Consider the following 12,625-nt stretch of genomic DNA (forward strand, 5'->3'; position numbering starts at 1 on the left):
AGGCATTTTCAGCTTGTTGCTCACTATTATCTCAGTTTACGAATTATTCAGATTTCTAAGTAAGCGATTTGAAGTCATCGATGATTTTTTTGAATCGGTTAAGTACCGTGATTTTTCCCGACAGTATCTAGCTGAAAATAAAGCCAAAGATATACGACTTTTTTATGAGGGGTTTAATACTGTAAATGAAGTTGTACGTAAAATAAATTCTGAAAAAGAGACACAATATCTTTATCTTCAAAAAATACTGGAACTGGTCGATATCGGTATTATGGCCTATGAAACTGAAAGTGGAAAGGTGCTTTGGTCCAATGGCTCATTTCAGAACACCCTTGAATTTCCTTCCTTTAAGAATATCAGTTTTGTTTCGAGCCGAAACCCTGAAGTTTATGAACTAATTTTCGACAAATTTTATCCGAAGCCTACCGCGATAGAAATAAGTGTGCAAAAAGAAACTATTAAGGTGCTCCTTTCTAATAGCATTTTTCAAATAGGCGACAAGTGTTTCAAGCTCGTGGTACTTCACAATATAGAAGACACGTTGAATAAAACCGAATCTGAAGCTTGGAAAAAGCTATTAAGTGTGATGACCCATGAAATCATGAATTCCATTGCACCAATTTCTTCCCTTGCCAATACTTTAAAATTCCAAGTACAAATACATCAGGAAAATCCAAAAACTAATAAATTGGACATCGAGGATTTGGACGCTGGTCTTTCGAGTATTGAAAAACGAAGTGAAGGTTTACTGAAGTTTGCTAAAACGTACCGTAGCCTCAATAAAGTTACAAGCTTGAACCTTGAGAAAGTCTTGATTAAGGATGTTTTTGATGATTTAGAACATCTTATGAGGGCTCAGCTAAAAAATAAGCATGTAGCGCTAGAATTTAGGCTTGCAGATGAAGCACTGGAGATAGAGATAGATACATATCTTATGGAGCAGGTAATAATCAATCTTATTCTAAATGCTGTGGAAGCATGTGAAAGAACAGAAAAACCAGAAGTAATTGTGATGGCTGTAAAAAAACCGAATGGCAAGATATTGATTGCCGTCATCGATAATGGGTCAGGAATTCCTCTTGAAATTCAAGATCAGATGTTTGTCCCATTTTTCACTACAAAAGAAAAGGGGAGCGGTATAGGCTTAAGCCTATCCAGGCAGATCATGACCTTACATGGCGGCAAAATTCAAATTGACAATTTGCATGAGAAAGGAGCCAAAGTTTCTTTGGTATTTTAGTTATAAGAGAATCAGGTTTTTTTATCGATTTAAGTCATGTTTTTCTATACTCCATTTATAGGGGAACGGTTTAGAAAGGAATATTAATCAACTGCTTTAATTTTTTTACCATTCTCTGAATTCGCTTAACCTTAGGTTTTTTCAGTATTAACTACTACACGAATTAATGCTATATCCAATTTAACGATACTTTGAAATTGGGTACTTTATACAGTAATATAGTTCAGGTTATATTTTTAAGAATAAGGTATATGTTAGAATCACATTAGTTAGTAATGATGCAATAAAAAGTATTAAAGCCCATAGAGGATATGTTTTAGATTTTTGCAAGTTTCCTCCTAGATTTTTCATTTCCTTGATATGATTAGCTACTATATCATCTAGATACAACTGATTTTGTTTGAACAAGTTTTCTAAGCCACTTATATCGACACCTATATTCTCCGCTTGAATTTTTTTTAGTAACTCAACAGTTTTCTCAAACTGGCTAATTTCTGAAACTAACAGTTCACTTAATTGTTCTAATTTCGTCATCATTATTTAATTTAAATTCCCATTCCAATATCTATTGCCTTTGAGATCGTTTTTTTAATTACTTCTTTTACCATTGTTCGCAACATGCCGGTAGAAAGTTGGACCGTTTTACCTGCTAATTGTAGCGTAGTATTTTCATTTATAAACTGTTTTATGTTTTTATCCCCGGATAGTTGTTTGCCAATGTTCCCTCCGGTCATGCTACGATGTACTTCGCTGCCTTTAAGGTTATAGTTATCGAATTCGAATCTAAAACCCTGAAGTTTATCAGCCTTGTTGATACTGGGAATTACCTTCACACCGTTAGTTTCCATTCCTTTGATATAATCCTGGAACGTTCGGGGTTTAAATTGGCGCATGGTTAGATCATGCCTCCTTTTAATCTCCGTTCTAATGGCTTGTAGGTTATGATCTTTTTCCCACTGTACCTGTTTTACAGTTGTCAACTGCATTCGCTCGGCAACTTTCTCTGCTGCTACTTGACTTCTTTTACCAATGAAGCTATCATTATAAGCCTTGCCCTGTAAATCAATTCTATTTACATATAAATGAATGTGTTTATGAGCCTTGTCTAGATGAACAAATCCAATAGCCTGACGATCTTTAAGTCGCATTTCCTTCATAAATTCCTGGCATACTTTAGATAGCGCCTTTTTGTCCAAAGTTTTTCCGTCTTCAATAGTGGGACTAATGATAAAGGAGAGAGTATTCTTTTCACAATTAATGTTTAGATCCTGGGTTAGTTTAAATTCTGCTGTAATCTCTTTAGGAGAATCTCCCGCTATATTTTGAGCATAGACTACCTGTGCATTTTTTTCTTGATCCCAGCCATATTGCATACTTACCTGGGTATGTGAAATGGCTTTTCCCTTACCTATCATCGGTTTAAATTTTGAAGGTGGCTTTTTATTTCCTCGGCTAACTTATATACGGTACCGGATAATTTCGGATCCTTTTTCCGGAACATATTTCCGATAGATTTAAAATTGTTATGAAACTTCAACAGTGTTTTATAAATCTCAATCTGATCATCAGAAAGTCTTTCTTTGATCTCTTTTTCATAGATCGCCCTTCTACAGAATTCACTTAACGAAAGTCCGCTTTGTTTTGCTCTAACTCTCAGCATCTTCTTTTCATAGATAGAGCATCTAAATTTTATAAATTCACTTTTGCCCTTAAACCTCTCTCTTTTTTTATTGCGACCATCGGGAGTAATCAAGATTGTGCCCACAGGCACACATCTTGCATTATCTTCTAAATTTGTAGCAGGCACTATAAGTTCTTTCTGATCCTTTTCAGACTTTGGAATTCCCTTAATTTCCTCAGTTCCAAATTCTTTCTGATTGATGCTATTATACTTTTCCAACATGGCTTATTAATTTTTCGTTTAGATCGGAATAGCCGGAGTAAAATTGACTGTTATCAGAAACGTTATCATAATGTTCTAAGAGTCTTCTTGTTGCATTTTCTCCTGCTGAATCATTATCCAGGAATAACAATACTTCCGAATATTTGTAGAATAATTGATCGATGTCTTTGATAAAAGCCAATGAATTAAGTACAATACAATCAGAATTTTTTACGATATCTGTCTTCATAACGGCCAGAGATAGAAAATCAAAAATCCCTTCTGTAACTAATAATCGATCTGAAGAATGTTGGATAGAACTATATGATTTTGGAGAAGAGGAATTTTTGTAATACTTGTTTCTGAGTTCCCATCCACCTAAATGATTTTTCAGTCCTATAGCGAAATATTGCTGGCAATTAATCTCATACCAAACTTCCTTGCAATAGGTTCCTGCAACACTTAATGGAATACCCCTTGACATAATATAATTAAGCAAGGCTGGGTGATTTAGGTTGAGGCAACGATTGACAGATATACTATTTTTTGAATGCTTCGTTTTTACAACCATTGGCGGGCAAAAAGAAAAGTCAAATTCGCCGTTGGACAATAAGATAAGGGCATCATGAAACGAACACCTCTTGATGCTTATTATAAGGTCAATCGTGTTACCACCCTTTCCTAGTCCGTAATCGTACCAAAGATTTTTATTTAAAGAAACATTGAAAGAGGCTTGCGTTTCTGACCGAAGGGGACTCAGAAACCAAGCTTCTTTTTCCGATATTCTGGTGGGGTAGTGCCCTAATTTCGCGAGTGTTTTTATGATACAAATATTACGGGCGCTACTCCACGATATAGTTTTTAAGTTCATTTTTTCGATTTTTAATTACCCATCTACCCAGGTCTGTGACACGTTGGGTTTTAGAGTTGTTTACTTAATTGTTATATCTACCAATTACCTCAGTAAGATGGGTAATTATTCAATTTTCTTAATTACCCGCTATAAGCCCTCGTATTCAGTAAGGTGTCAGTAGTGTGAGGTAATTGGGTAAATTATATTTTATAATCTCTCTAAAGGGGAGTTCTCAAACAGAGGTTTTATAAGGTAACCGTAAACTCTTCCTTTCGTGGATTTAATTCTTTCGTAGCCCAGTGCTTTTAATGCACGACCCATACTATACATATTTAGTCTGGGATTAATACTGTTCAATTTTATAACTAGATCTGAAGCAGTTTTAAAATCTGCCGTATCGTTACTTTGTGTATAGTATTTACATAGTAGTTCTTCCTCCATACTGCATTCCTTGTATGTTTTATTTCTTTCTTCATTTTCAGCAATATCCTTTATAGTCAACTCAGGATAAAAGTTTTCATCTATATAAGCTAGATGATACGCCTGAGACCAGACCTTATTAATATCAACCTTACTGGAGTAACGAAAATCTATTTTACCATCCAATTCAAAACAGAGCCATCTCACCGATCCAGTTTCATCATTTAGGAATGTTGCACGGTTAGTGGAACCTATAAAACTACATGTACGGTACAACGTAGTATTTCTTTTTTCATAGGGAAGTCTTTCATTAATCATAGTTTTTGAGAAATAAGCCTTTAAGGCATTTATTTCTTTTTTTGCTAGAATTGATAACTCATCAAGATTGATCAGAAAGTTTCTAGTTAATTGAATTCTAGCATCTTTATCAGTATTCATATCTTCTGCAAAGTATTTAGATAGAGTTGGTGGGCTTAAAAATCTACACCAAGTTGATTTTCCAGAATTTTGTTGGGGATGTACCAGCACCAAGCATTGCTTATTAAAATAATCCTCCTGCAAGGCGCATTTCACGGAACGCACAAGCCATTTTTTTAAATGATAGAGGAACAGTACAGGTTCTTTTATAGGGAGATATGATGCTAAATCTTTGATATGATCCTCACCATTCCAATTAGGCAATGATTTGAAATATTCCGAAATCGGATTGAATTTGGATATAAAATGAGATTTTAGATAGATTTCAAGCTTTGCAGGATTCACTTCAATATTTGATTGCGCCAGTTCTATTAGAAAGGAATTCGTCTCAAGGATCTCCCATTGGTTCTGATCTTTAAGAGAAATCTGGAATTCATGTCCTAATTCATCAAATCGAATGTCATATTTGACTAGCACATAATCATTAATGGTGTCGTATATAGTTTTCTTCTTATGCTCCTTTACTCCGTATATTTTATCATGGGATATAGCCATTTTCATGAGCTTATTTATTAGAACCTTTTTTTATTTCTAAAGGCATAGTTAACTGCCTCTGTTTTTATTTCATCTATGGATTTTCTTTGATTTGATAGTAACCAGTCATCAAGTTTCTCTTTTGAGAAGAAAATCATTTTACCCCTGGGCTTTGAAAAAGGGATCTCACCTTTGGCGGTTAGCTTATATAAATAGCTCTGTGAGATCCCGGTATAATCGGAAGCTTCTTCAAAGTTGAGAACATTTTTGTGGGTACGTACTAGTCTTTCAATGCGATCCAGTTGTTCTAAGATTTTTAGTATTTCCATAATTCAAATTTTTAAATTAAGAAGAGGAGCAATTACTCCTTTGATCGGTGAATTCTAGAGCTAAACTAGGAACGGAAACTAAAGGTATTGTATGCTATGGGTGCGGGGTATGTAAAATGATAGATGTGGTATGCATTAATTGGCAATTAAGAGAAAGGGATATCTTTAATTTGAAATATCTAAATGCTATTATAAGAATAATCCCTAAATGTTGTTTATCTACAACATATAATATATTTTTGTTGAAAATAAGCGACAAATGAATTCTAAGAAAGCATTAATCCTTCCTAAATATCATAAAATATTTGATGGAATAGGAGAGAATATTAAACTTGCTCGCAAACGAAGAAAATTAACTGCGGAGCAGGTCGCTGAAAGGGCGGGTGTGCATCGTGCTACCCTATATCGAGTAGAAAAGGGAGATCCTTCAGTTGCAATGGGAATCTATTTCAATGTGCTCAAAGTATTAAATCTTGAAAAGGATTTTGTTAACATTGCAAATGATGATAAACTTGGTCGTAAACTTCAGGACTTGGATTTGCTCTAAATTATGGCGGAAGGAAAAATCGATATATACGTTTATGCTGACTGGAAAGGATTAGAAGCTCCCACCGAGATCGGAGTACTTTCAGCACAATTTGCCAAAGCCAAAAAAGCATTCAGCTTTAAGTATAATAAAGATTGGTTGAAGCGCAATTCTTATCAATTCCTCGACCCTGACATTAATTTTTTTTCAGGGCCACAATACCCGTCAGATAAAGAAAATTTCGGAGTTTTCCTGGACAGTATGCCCGATACATGGGGAAAGACATTGATGAAGAGAAGGGCTGCACAGGAAGCCAGATCAAGAAATGAAAAAGTCCCCAAACTCTATGAAATTGATTATTTATTAGGTGTATATGATGAAAGTAGAATGGGAGCTTTACGATTCAAGACTGATCGCGAGGGACCATTTTTAGATAATGACACTAAGAATCCAACTCCACCATGGTCATCTCTAGGCGATTTGCAGGAGGCGGTAAATCACCTTGAAAGTGATTCTGAAAATGATGCGATTAGACAATGGCTTGCCGTTCTGATTGCTCCGGGATCTTCTCTGGGAGGTGCCAGGCCAAAGGCTAATGTATTAGGAAAAAATGGAGATCTCTGGATTGCAAAATTTCCTTCTAAAATGGATACAATTGACAAGGGTGCATGGGAATTCCTAATATATAGGTTAGCTCTTGATTGTGGGATAGAAATGGCGGAATCAAAAATTGAAAAAATTTCAGGGCCTTATCATACATTTTTGACAAAAAGGTTCGATCGTCAAGAAGGGGAAAGAATTCATTTTTCTTCAGCAATGACAATGACCGGTAATACCGAAGAATCTTTAAAAACTGCTAGTCCAAGTTACCTTGATATTGTGGATGTAATAGAAAATTATGGTATCAATGTGGAGGAGAATTTACATAAATTATGGCGTCGTTTAATTTTTAATATTGCTGTATCGAATACTGATGATCATTTAAGAAATCATGGTTTTATACTACATGAAAAGGGATGGGAATTATCTCCGGCATATGATTTAAATCCTTCTGTGGATAAAGATGGACTTGCATTAAATATTGATACAGATGATAATGCCTTGGATTTCGACCTTGCAATAAGTGTTGGAGAATATTTTCGATTAAGTCAGGATGAAATGGATCAAATAATAGAGGAAATTTTATCTATAGTAAGTAATTGGAAATCTTTGGCTCAACAGATAGGAATTGCTAATAAGGAACAATTAATTATGGAACCGGCTTTCAAAGCTGAGTTCTAATGCATAGTCTAATTGAGACTCTGGAAAATTGAATTCAAAACTTCATTTTGTTTCGATATAGGAGTGCGGGTAGGAGCATTTTTCAAGGTGTTATAATTGTATTTTTTGCCATCCGGTCTAAGGATTAATCCAGAGGTATTAAATAGATTTTTCAGGGTGATTGAATTATTGGGAAATGTTTTAATAAGAAATTCGTAAAATTCTCTACAGCTGGGACCATCCATTTTCAGGTGAATCTTTGAACTATGTCTATTCCAATCCTTGAGTAAAACATTTTTAAAATCCGCTATAGAAGTTTCTTCTTGGTCAATCAGATTAAACCGGATCATCTCATTATATAATCGGTTTATTTGAATATCTGAAATGGATAAGTTGAAATTAAAGGAAGGTTTAGCAGTTTTGATTCTTAGCTTTTCTGAAAAAGAAGATTTAAAATTTTCTCTCCAGGAAGTAAGACAGAAATATAATCCTAATAAATAGACTAATACAATTATAAGCTGGACGGCCAGATTTGAAGTTTGATTTGATTGATGAAAATTAAACATCAAATGCATAAAACTTAGTCCAGTAATATGAAATAATAATCGTGGTTTTTCAATTGAATTGGCTAAGCTTAAATTTTCATTTAAAAATTGTGAATATATAACGGGAAGATAATGAATAGCTAAACGACTATAGACGTAAATAAATGCAAAGCAAAATAGATATGTAATTAGATCAAAATTCATAATTCATATGAAGCTCTGGTATTAGATAGGCTGCTTCTTTTTTCTTTTTATCTACAATCTTCGCATAAACCTGAGTGGTTCTGATTTCTTTATGGCCAAGTACCTTTGAAACCGTATAAATATCTGCTCCATTTTCAAGTAGGAGTACTGCATGAGTATGTCTTGCACTATGAAAAGTAATATGCTTAGTGATACCTGCTCGCATACACCATCTAAGAATTTCAGCATTAAAATGAGCCCCATATTTTAAACCTTGGAAAACCCTATCATTTCCACTCTTTCTTTTACCTAACAAGTTCCTAGCCTGATCTGAAAGATACTGGTATTCCTGGCCTTTAGTTTTCTTTTGCGTAAAGATGAGTCGGGAACCTTCATCTTCATCTCTAACTTCGGCCCAGTTTAATTTATTAATATCGCTCCATCTTAATCCGGTTAAGCAACTAAATAAAAATGCATTCTTTAAAACTTGGTGCTTGCACCTTGCTGTAGCAAGTTCCTGTAATTCTTCATGTGTTAAATATTCTCTTGAGGTTTCTCCCTGTGCAAAACCTTTTACTGTTGTCGCAAAGTTCCTGCAAGTATAACCATCATCGAATGCATTTCGCAAGGCAGCCTTGAATTTGTTATAATATGTATATTTTGAATTTTGAGATAGGGGAGTACTAGATTTAGTTCTAGCAGTTTTGTTTAAATGCTTTTTGAATCCCAAAACAAATTCCTCATCTATGTCCTCAAAGGTTATATTCCTTTTTTTGCAGTAATCTTCAATATGGTTCTGCGCTGCGTCCCAGTTGTCATAATTACCTTTGCTCTCATAACGTTCTTCCTTTAATTTATCGTAATAAGTTAGAAACAGTAATTTATTCTTTGATCTATCCTTGATGCCATATTTACCCTGTGCATACTCTGCTCGTCGAATAGAAAGTATTTGCTCTGCTCTTAGAATTGTTTCTTGATTTTCTTTCTTTTCGGAAGGTGTTTGAGGATCGATGTATAAATATTCTTTCAAGTATTCGAACTCTCGATTATTCTTCGATTTTCCATCTTGATCAATAATTTTTCCTTTATAATAATCTATATAAAGGCTATACTTACCGGTCGTCAACTTTTTCTTTCTAAGATTAATTTTCATAACTCTTCCTTTTTATAAAGATAAAAGAAAAAAATACATGAGGTGCACTTTGTGCATCTTAAAATAAATAATTAACATCGGGGTGCACTTTAGGTGCATAATGAGGTGCACAAAGGTAAATAAAAGGAAATTTAAAAGGAAATTAAAAATGTTGCTATAGCTTGTTATTACTGAGTTTTAATGTCATTTAGTGTTTTTTGACATTAAAAAATATCTACTGTTTATTTTCCAATACAGAAATTCGCGAAAATATTACCCAACAGATCGTCATTTGTGATCTCCCCTGTGATCTCACCGAAGTGATGCAAAGCCTGTCTTATATCTATGGCTAAAAGATCTCCGGAAAGGTCAGCGTTTAAACCATCTTCTACTTTGTTGATCTCTTCCAGAGCTTTTAATAAGGCAGCGTAGTGTCTGCTATTAGTTACAATAGTATCACTATTTCTAAGTGCACCAGTATTTACAAATTCCAGTAAACTTTCTTTTAGTTCTTCCACACCAGTCCCTGTTTTGGCAGACAAGGGCTGGAAACTTGTATTCGAAATAAAACCTAAATGGGCCTTTAGATGATCAAGTTCTTCAGAAGTCAGTCGATCGGTTTTATTTGCGATAATTACAATTGGTTTTTGAGGGAATTTGTTCTTGATCTTCTCAATTTCAATCAAAACCTGCTTCAACCTGTCCTTATCATTTTCTATGCGGGAACTATCCACCAGGTAAACCACAACCTGTGCCTGACCAATTTTTTCGAATGTTTTCTTGATTCCAATACTTTCCACTACATCCTGGGTTTCTCTGATCCCGGCAGTATCTATAAACCTGAACCCCACACCGCCAATACTTAGTTCATCTTCGATCGTATCACGAGTAGTCCCGGCAATATCTGATACGATGGCTCTTTCTTCGTTTAGAAGTGCGTTGAGCAATGTAGATTTACCAACATTTGGTTCGCCAACGATGGCAACTGGAATTCCGTTTTTAAGGACATTTCCGGTGGCGAAGGAGTCAATTAATCTTTTAAGAACGGTCTGTATCTTAGCAACAAGGGATTTGAATTGATCTCTGTTTGCAAATTCTACGTCTTCTTCAGCAAAATCAAGTTCAAGTTCAATAAGTGATGCAAAGTTCATAAGTTCTTCGCGCAATTTCTGAATCTCGTTTGAAAATCCGCCACGCATTTGCTGCATAGCCATCTGGTGAGAAGCGGCATTTTCAGAATTAATAAGATCAGCCACAGCCTCTGCCTGGCTAAGATCCATTTTTGCATTTAGGAACGCGCGTAAGGTAAATTCCCCAGCTTCCGCAGAACGGCAGCCTTTTCTAATTAGTAATTGAATGATCTCCTGCTGGATATAAGGACTCCCGTGGCAGGATAGCTCCACGGTTTCCTCACCGGTATAGGATTTTGGAGCACGAAAAACCGAAGCTAGTACTTCATCGATCGTTCTTTCTCCATCCACTACATTTCCCAGGTGAATGGTATGAGTAGGCTGCGTTGAGAGCTCCTTCTTGCTTTTTGCTTTGAATAATGGGGTAACTATATTAATGGCATCGGGGCCGGAAACTCTAATTACAGCAATGGCGCCGGCTCCTGAAGGTGTTGCGAGAGCAACAATAGTATCATTCAATTTCATGCGGCAAATTTATGAAAGAATTCATTGCTGTAGCAAATTCTGTAACAAACATAGGTTTTTACAGTCTTTTAAGTAGAATACATCACTAACCATCAAAAATCAAAAAATGAGAGAAGACAATCAATTACTGGTCATCACACATCTAAGTCAGTTACTTGACCTGGTGACCGGCATAGGGGGATTTATCGTTCCATTAATAATATGGGCTACCCAAAAAGATAAAGTAGCAGGGATGGATATGCATGGCAAAATGATCATAAATTTCCAGATCAGTATTTTTATATATAGCATTATCTGTATTCCGCTCATCATCTTATTTGGCTTCGGCATCATTTTACTAATTCTTGTTGGTTTGTTGGCGCTTGTTCTTCCAATTCTGAATGCGATCAAAGTGAGCGAAGGGGAGATGCCATATTATCCTCTTACCATACAGTTTTTAAAATAATATTGCTGAAGCATAAAATTAAAAAAGCCCGTTCGATCGAACGGGCTTTTTCATTATTTGAGAATTTTGTTTAGCTATTAAGCATTACCGGCATAACCAGCATGGTAATTTTTTCTCCAGGGTCAAGCCCGTCTACAGGAGTTAGAATTCCAGCTCTGTTTGGTAAGCTCATTTCAAGCATCACCTCGTCTGCTGTAAGATTTCCTAACATTTCAATAAGGAAGCGCGAGTTAAAACCAATTTGCATATCGTCGCCCTGGTAATCACAGGTCAAACGTTCTTCAGCTTTATTGCTGTAATCCACATCTTCTGCTGAAATATTTAATTCAGCTCCGGCGATCTTAAGTCTTACCTGGTGCGTAGTCTTATTAGAGAAAATAGAAACCCTTCTTACAGAACTCAGGAATTGATTTCTTTGAATAGTAAGTTTGTTCGGATTCTCTTTAGGAATTACTGCTTCGTAGTTAGGATATTTTCCGTCGATCAATCTACAGATCAACTGAGTATCATCGAAAGTAAATTTAGCGTTTGAATCATTGTACTCGATCAAAACTTCAGATTCACTTCCTGCCAGGATTCCCTTTAAAAGATTCAAAGGTTTCTTCGGCATGATAAATTCTGCTGCTTCATTCGCCTGAATGTCTTCACGTGAATATTTCACAAGCTTATGAGCATCTGTAGCCACAAAAGTTAATCCATCTTCCTTAAACTGGAAAAAGACACCGCTCATCACTGGTCTGAGATCGTCATTTCCTGAAGCAAAAATTGTCTTGCTAATTGCTGAAGAAAGAATATCGGCTTCCACGATCGTGCTACTAGGTTCATCCAGAGCAACCGGATTCGGGAACTCCTCCCCATCAGCATATGCAAGAGCATATTTACCATGGTTCGAACTCAATTCTATCGTGTTATTGTCTTCAACTACAAAAGTTAGAGGCTGCTCTGGAAAGGTCTTCAAGGTATCAAGAAGTAGTTTTGCAGGAACTGCGATCTTTCCTTCTGAATCTGACTCTACTTTAAGCTTTGCAGACATGGTAGTCTCAAGATCTGAAGCAGATACAGTTAATTCGTCATTCTGAAGGTCAAAAAGAAAATTATCTAAAATTGGTAGCGTGTTGCTATTATTGATTACCCCTCCAAGTATTTGTAGCTGTTTCAGCAGGTAATTGCTGGATACAATAAATTTCATCGGCTTTTATTGATT

14 protein-coding genes and 1 pseudogene are annotated in these 12,625 nt (G+C 35.6%); 4 read left to right on the top strand and 11 right to left on the bottom strand.

Annotation, left to right across the window (positions count from 1 at the left end; translation table 11 throughout):
• The first annotated feature begins 16 nt into the window (after positions 1-16).
• The gene (locus ABVM50_RS10215; protein WP_405198483.1) at positions 17-1,240 is read left to right on the top strand and encodes a sensor histidine kinase; all 1,224 of its coding nucleotides are present in this window, start codon (positions 17-19) and stop codon (positions 1,238-1,240) included.
• 228 nt (positions 1,241-1,468) lie between these two features.
• Here the strand turns inward: ABVM50_RS10215 and ABVM50_RS10220 are convergent, their stop codons facing one another.
• The 7 genes and pseudogenes from ABVM50_RS10220 to ABVM50_RS10250 all read right to left on the bottom strand — a co-directional run bounded on the left by ABVM50_RS10220 (position 1,469) and on the right by ABVM50_RS10250 (position 5,675).
• Positions 1,469-1,774 carry a DUF6730 family protein gene (locus ABVM50_RS10220; protein ID WP_405198484.1) on the bottom strand — a complete coding sequence of 102 codons (306 nt, stop codon included), beginning with the start codon at positions 1,772-1,774 and terminating at the stop codon, positions 1,469-1,471.
• 11 nt (positions 1,775-1,785) lie between these two features.
• Complete coding sequence (locus tag ABVM50_RS10225; protein ID WP_405198485.1) at positions 1,786-2,655, bottom strand: relaxase/mobilization nuclease domain-containing protein; 870 nt, start codon at positions 2,653-2,655, stop codon at positions 1,786-1,788.
• Positions 2,652-3,143 (bottom strand): mobilization protein MbpA, encoded by a 492-nt coding sequence (gene mbpA / locus ABVM50_RS10230; RefSeq protein ID WP_405198486.1) that lies wholly within the window; start codon positions 3,141-3,143, stop codon positions 2,652-2,654. Before mbpA ends, ABVM50_RS10225 begins: the two co-directional genes overlap by 4 nt.
• Positions 3,127-3,621 (bottom strand): toprim domain-containing protein, encoded by a 495-nt coding sequence (locus ABVM50_RS10235; RefSeq protein WP_405200702.1) that lies wholly within the window; start codon positions 3,619-3,621, stop codon positions 3,127-3,129. Before ABVM50_RS10235 ends, mbpA begins: the two co-directional genes overlap by 17 nt.
• A 117-nt stretch (positions 3,622-3,738) precedes the next feature.
• A pseudogene (locus ABVM50_RS10240) lies at positions 3,739-3,993 on the bottom strand (CHC2 zinc finger domain-containing protein); the annotation flags it as partial.
• A gap of 189 nt (positions 3,994-4,182) precedes the next feature.
• Complete coding sequence (locus tag ABVM50_RS10245) at positions 4,183-5,373, bottom strand: VapE domain-containing protein (RefSeq protein ID WP_405198487.1); 1,191 nt, start codon at positions 5,371-5,373, stop codon at positions 4,183-4,185.
• An 11-nt stretch (positions 5,374-5,384) separates the two neighbouring features.
• A complete protein-coding gene (locus ABVM50_RS10250; protein WP_298247303.1) occupies positions 5,385-5,675 on the bottom strand; it encodes a helix-turn-helix domain-containing protein in 291 nt (96 codons plus the stop codon).
• A 259-nt stretch (positions 5,676-5,934) separates the two neighbouring features.
• On the opposite strand from ABVM50_RS10250, the gene ABVM50_RS10255 reads away from it, so the two are divergent.
• Both ABVM50_RS10255 and ABVM50_RS10260 read left to right on the top strand, forming a co-directional pair.
• Positions 5,935-6,222 (top strand): helix-turn-helix domain-containing protein, encoded by a 288-nt coding sequence (locus ABVM50_RS10255; RefSeq protein ID WP_298247302.1) that lies wholly within the window; start codon positions 5,935-5,937, stop codon positions 6,220-6,222.
• Between the two features lie 3 nt (positions 6,223-6,225).
• Positions 6,226-7,482: a type II toxin-antitoxin system HipA family toxin gene (locus ABVM50_RS10260; protein WP_405198488.1), complete on the top strand. Its 1,257-nt coding sequence runs from the start codon at positions 6,226-6,228 to the stop codon at positions 7,480-7,482.
• An 8-nt stretch (positions 7,483-7,490) separates the two neighbouring features.
• Here the strand turns inward: ABVM50_RS10260 and ABVM50_RS10265 are convergent, their stop codons facing one another.
• The 3 genes from ABVM50_RS10265 to mnmE form a co-directional block, all read right to left on the bottom strand.
• Positions 7,491-8,210, bottom strand: a complete 720-nt coding sequence (locus tag ABVM50_RS10265; protein WP_405198489.1) for a hypothetical protein — start codon at positions 8,208-8,210, stop codon at positions 7,491-7,493.
• A complete protein-coding gene (locus ABVM50_RS10270; protein ID WP_405198490.1) occupies positions 8,200-9,342 on the bottom strand; it encodes a site-specific integrase in 1,143 nt (380 codons plus the stop codon). The genes ABVM50_RS10265 and ABVM50_RS10270 overlap by 11 nt, the downstream gene beginning before the upstream one ends.
• A gap of 221 nt (positions 9,343-9,563) precedes the next feature.
• Positions 9,564-10,976, bottom strand: a complete 1,413-nt coding sequence (gene mnmE, locus ABVM50_RS10275; protein WP_405198491.1) for a tRNA uridine-5-carboxymethylaminomethyl(34) synthesis GTPase MnmE — start codon at positions 10,974-10,976, stop codon at positions 9,564-9,566.
• A 106-nt stretch (positions 10,977-11,082) separates the two neighbouring features.
• On the opposite strand from mnmE, the gene ABVM50_RS10280 reads away from it, so the two are divergent.
• Positions 11,083-11,421, top strand: coding sequence for a DUF4870 domain-containing protein (locus ABVM50_RS10280; protein ID WP_405198492.1), 339 nt, complete (start codon positions 11,083-11,085; stop codon positions 11,419-11,421).
• Between the two features lie 70 nt (positions 11,422-11,491).
• Here the strand turns inward: ABVM50_RS10280 and dnaN are convergent, their stop codons facing one another.
• A complete protein-coding gene (dnaN, locus tag ABVM50_RS10285) occupies positions 11,492-12,610 on the bottom strand; it encodes a DNA polymerase III subunit beta (RefSeq protein WP_141877515.1) in 1,119 nt (372 codons plus the stop codon).
• Positions 12,611-12,625 lie beyond the last annotated feature (15 nt).

The sequence above is a fragment of the Christiangramia sp. LLG6405-1 genome (assembly GCF_045055805.1).
Taxonomy (GTDB): Bacteria; Bacteroidota; Bacteroidia; order Flavobacteriales; family Flavobacteriaceae; genus Christiangramia.

Excerpts from the sequence above, each read along its gene's own strand:
- ABVM50_RS10220 (WP_405198484.1), bottom strand. The coding sequence starts at position 1,774 with ATGACGAAATTAGAACAATTAAGTGAACTGTTAGTTTCAGAAATTAGC.
- ABVM50_RS10225 (WP_405198485.1), bottom strand. The coding sequence starts at position 2,655 with ATGATAGGTAAGGGAAAAGCCATTTCACATACCCAGGTAAGTATGCAA.
- mbpA (WP_405198486.1), bottom strand. The coding sequence starts at position 3,143 with ATGTTGGAAAAGTATAATAGCATCAATCAGAAAGAATTTGGAACTGAG.
- ABVM50_RS10245 (WP_405198487.1), bottom strand. The coding sequence starts at position 5,373 with ATGAAAATGGCTATATCCCATGATAAAATATACGGAGTAAAGGAGCAT.
- ABVM50_RS10250 (WP_298247303.1), bottom strand. The coding sequence starts at position 5,675 with ATGGAAATACTAAAAATCTTAGAACAACTGGATCGCATTGAAAGACTA.
- ABVM50_RS10255 (WP_298247302.1), top strand. The coding sequence starts at position 5,935 with ATGAATTCTAAGAAAGCATTAATCCTTCCTAAATATCATAAAATATTT.
- ABVM50_RS10260 (WP_405198488.1), top strand. The coding sequence starts at position 6,226 with ATGGCGGAAGGAAAAATCGATATATACGTTTATGCTGACTGGAAAGGA.
- ABVM50_RS10265 (WP_405198489.1), bottom strand. The coding sequence starts at position 8,210 with ATGAATTTTGATCTAATTACATATCTATTTTGCTTTGCATTTATTTAC.
- ABVM50_RS10270 (WP_405198490.1), bottom strand. The coding sequence starts at position 9,342 with ATGAAAATTAATCTTAGAAAGAAAAAGTTGACGACCGGTAAGTATAGC.
- mnmE (WP_405198491.1), bottom strand. The coding sequence starts at position 10,976 with ATGAAATTGAATGATACTATTGTTGCTCTCGCAACACCTTCAGGAGCC.
- ABVM50_RS10280 (WP_405198492.1), top strand. The coding sequence starts at position 11,083 with ATGAGAGAAGACAATCAATTACTGGTCATCACACATCTAAGTCAGTTA.
- dnaN (WP_141877515.1), bottom strand. The coding sequence starts at position 12,610 with ATGAAATTTATTGTATCCAGCAATTACCTGCTGAAACAGCTACAAATA.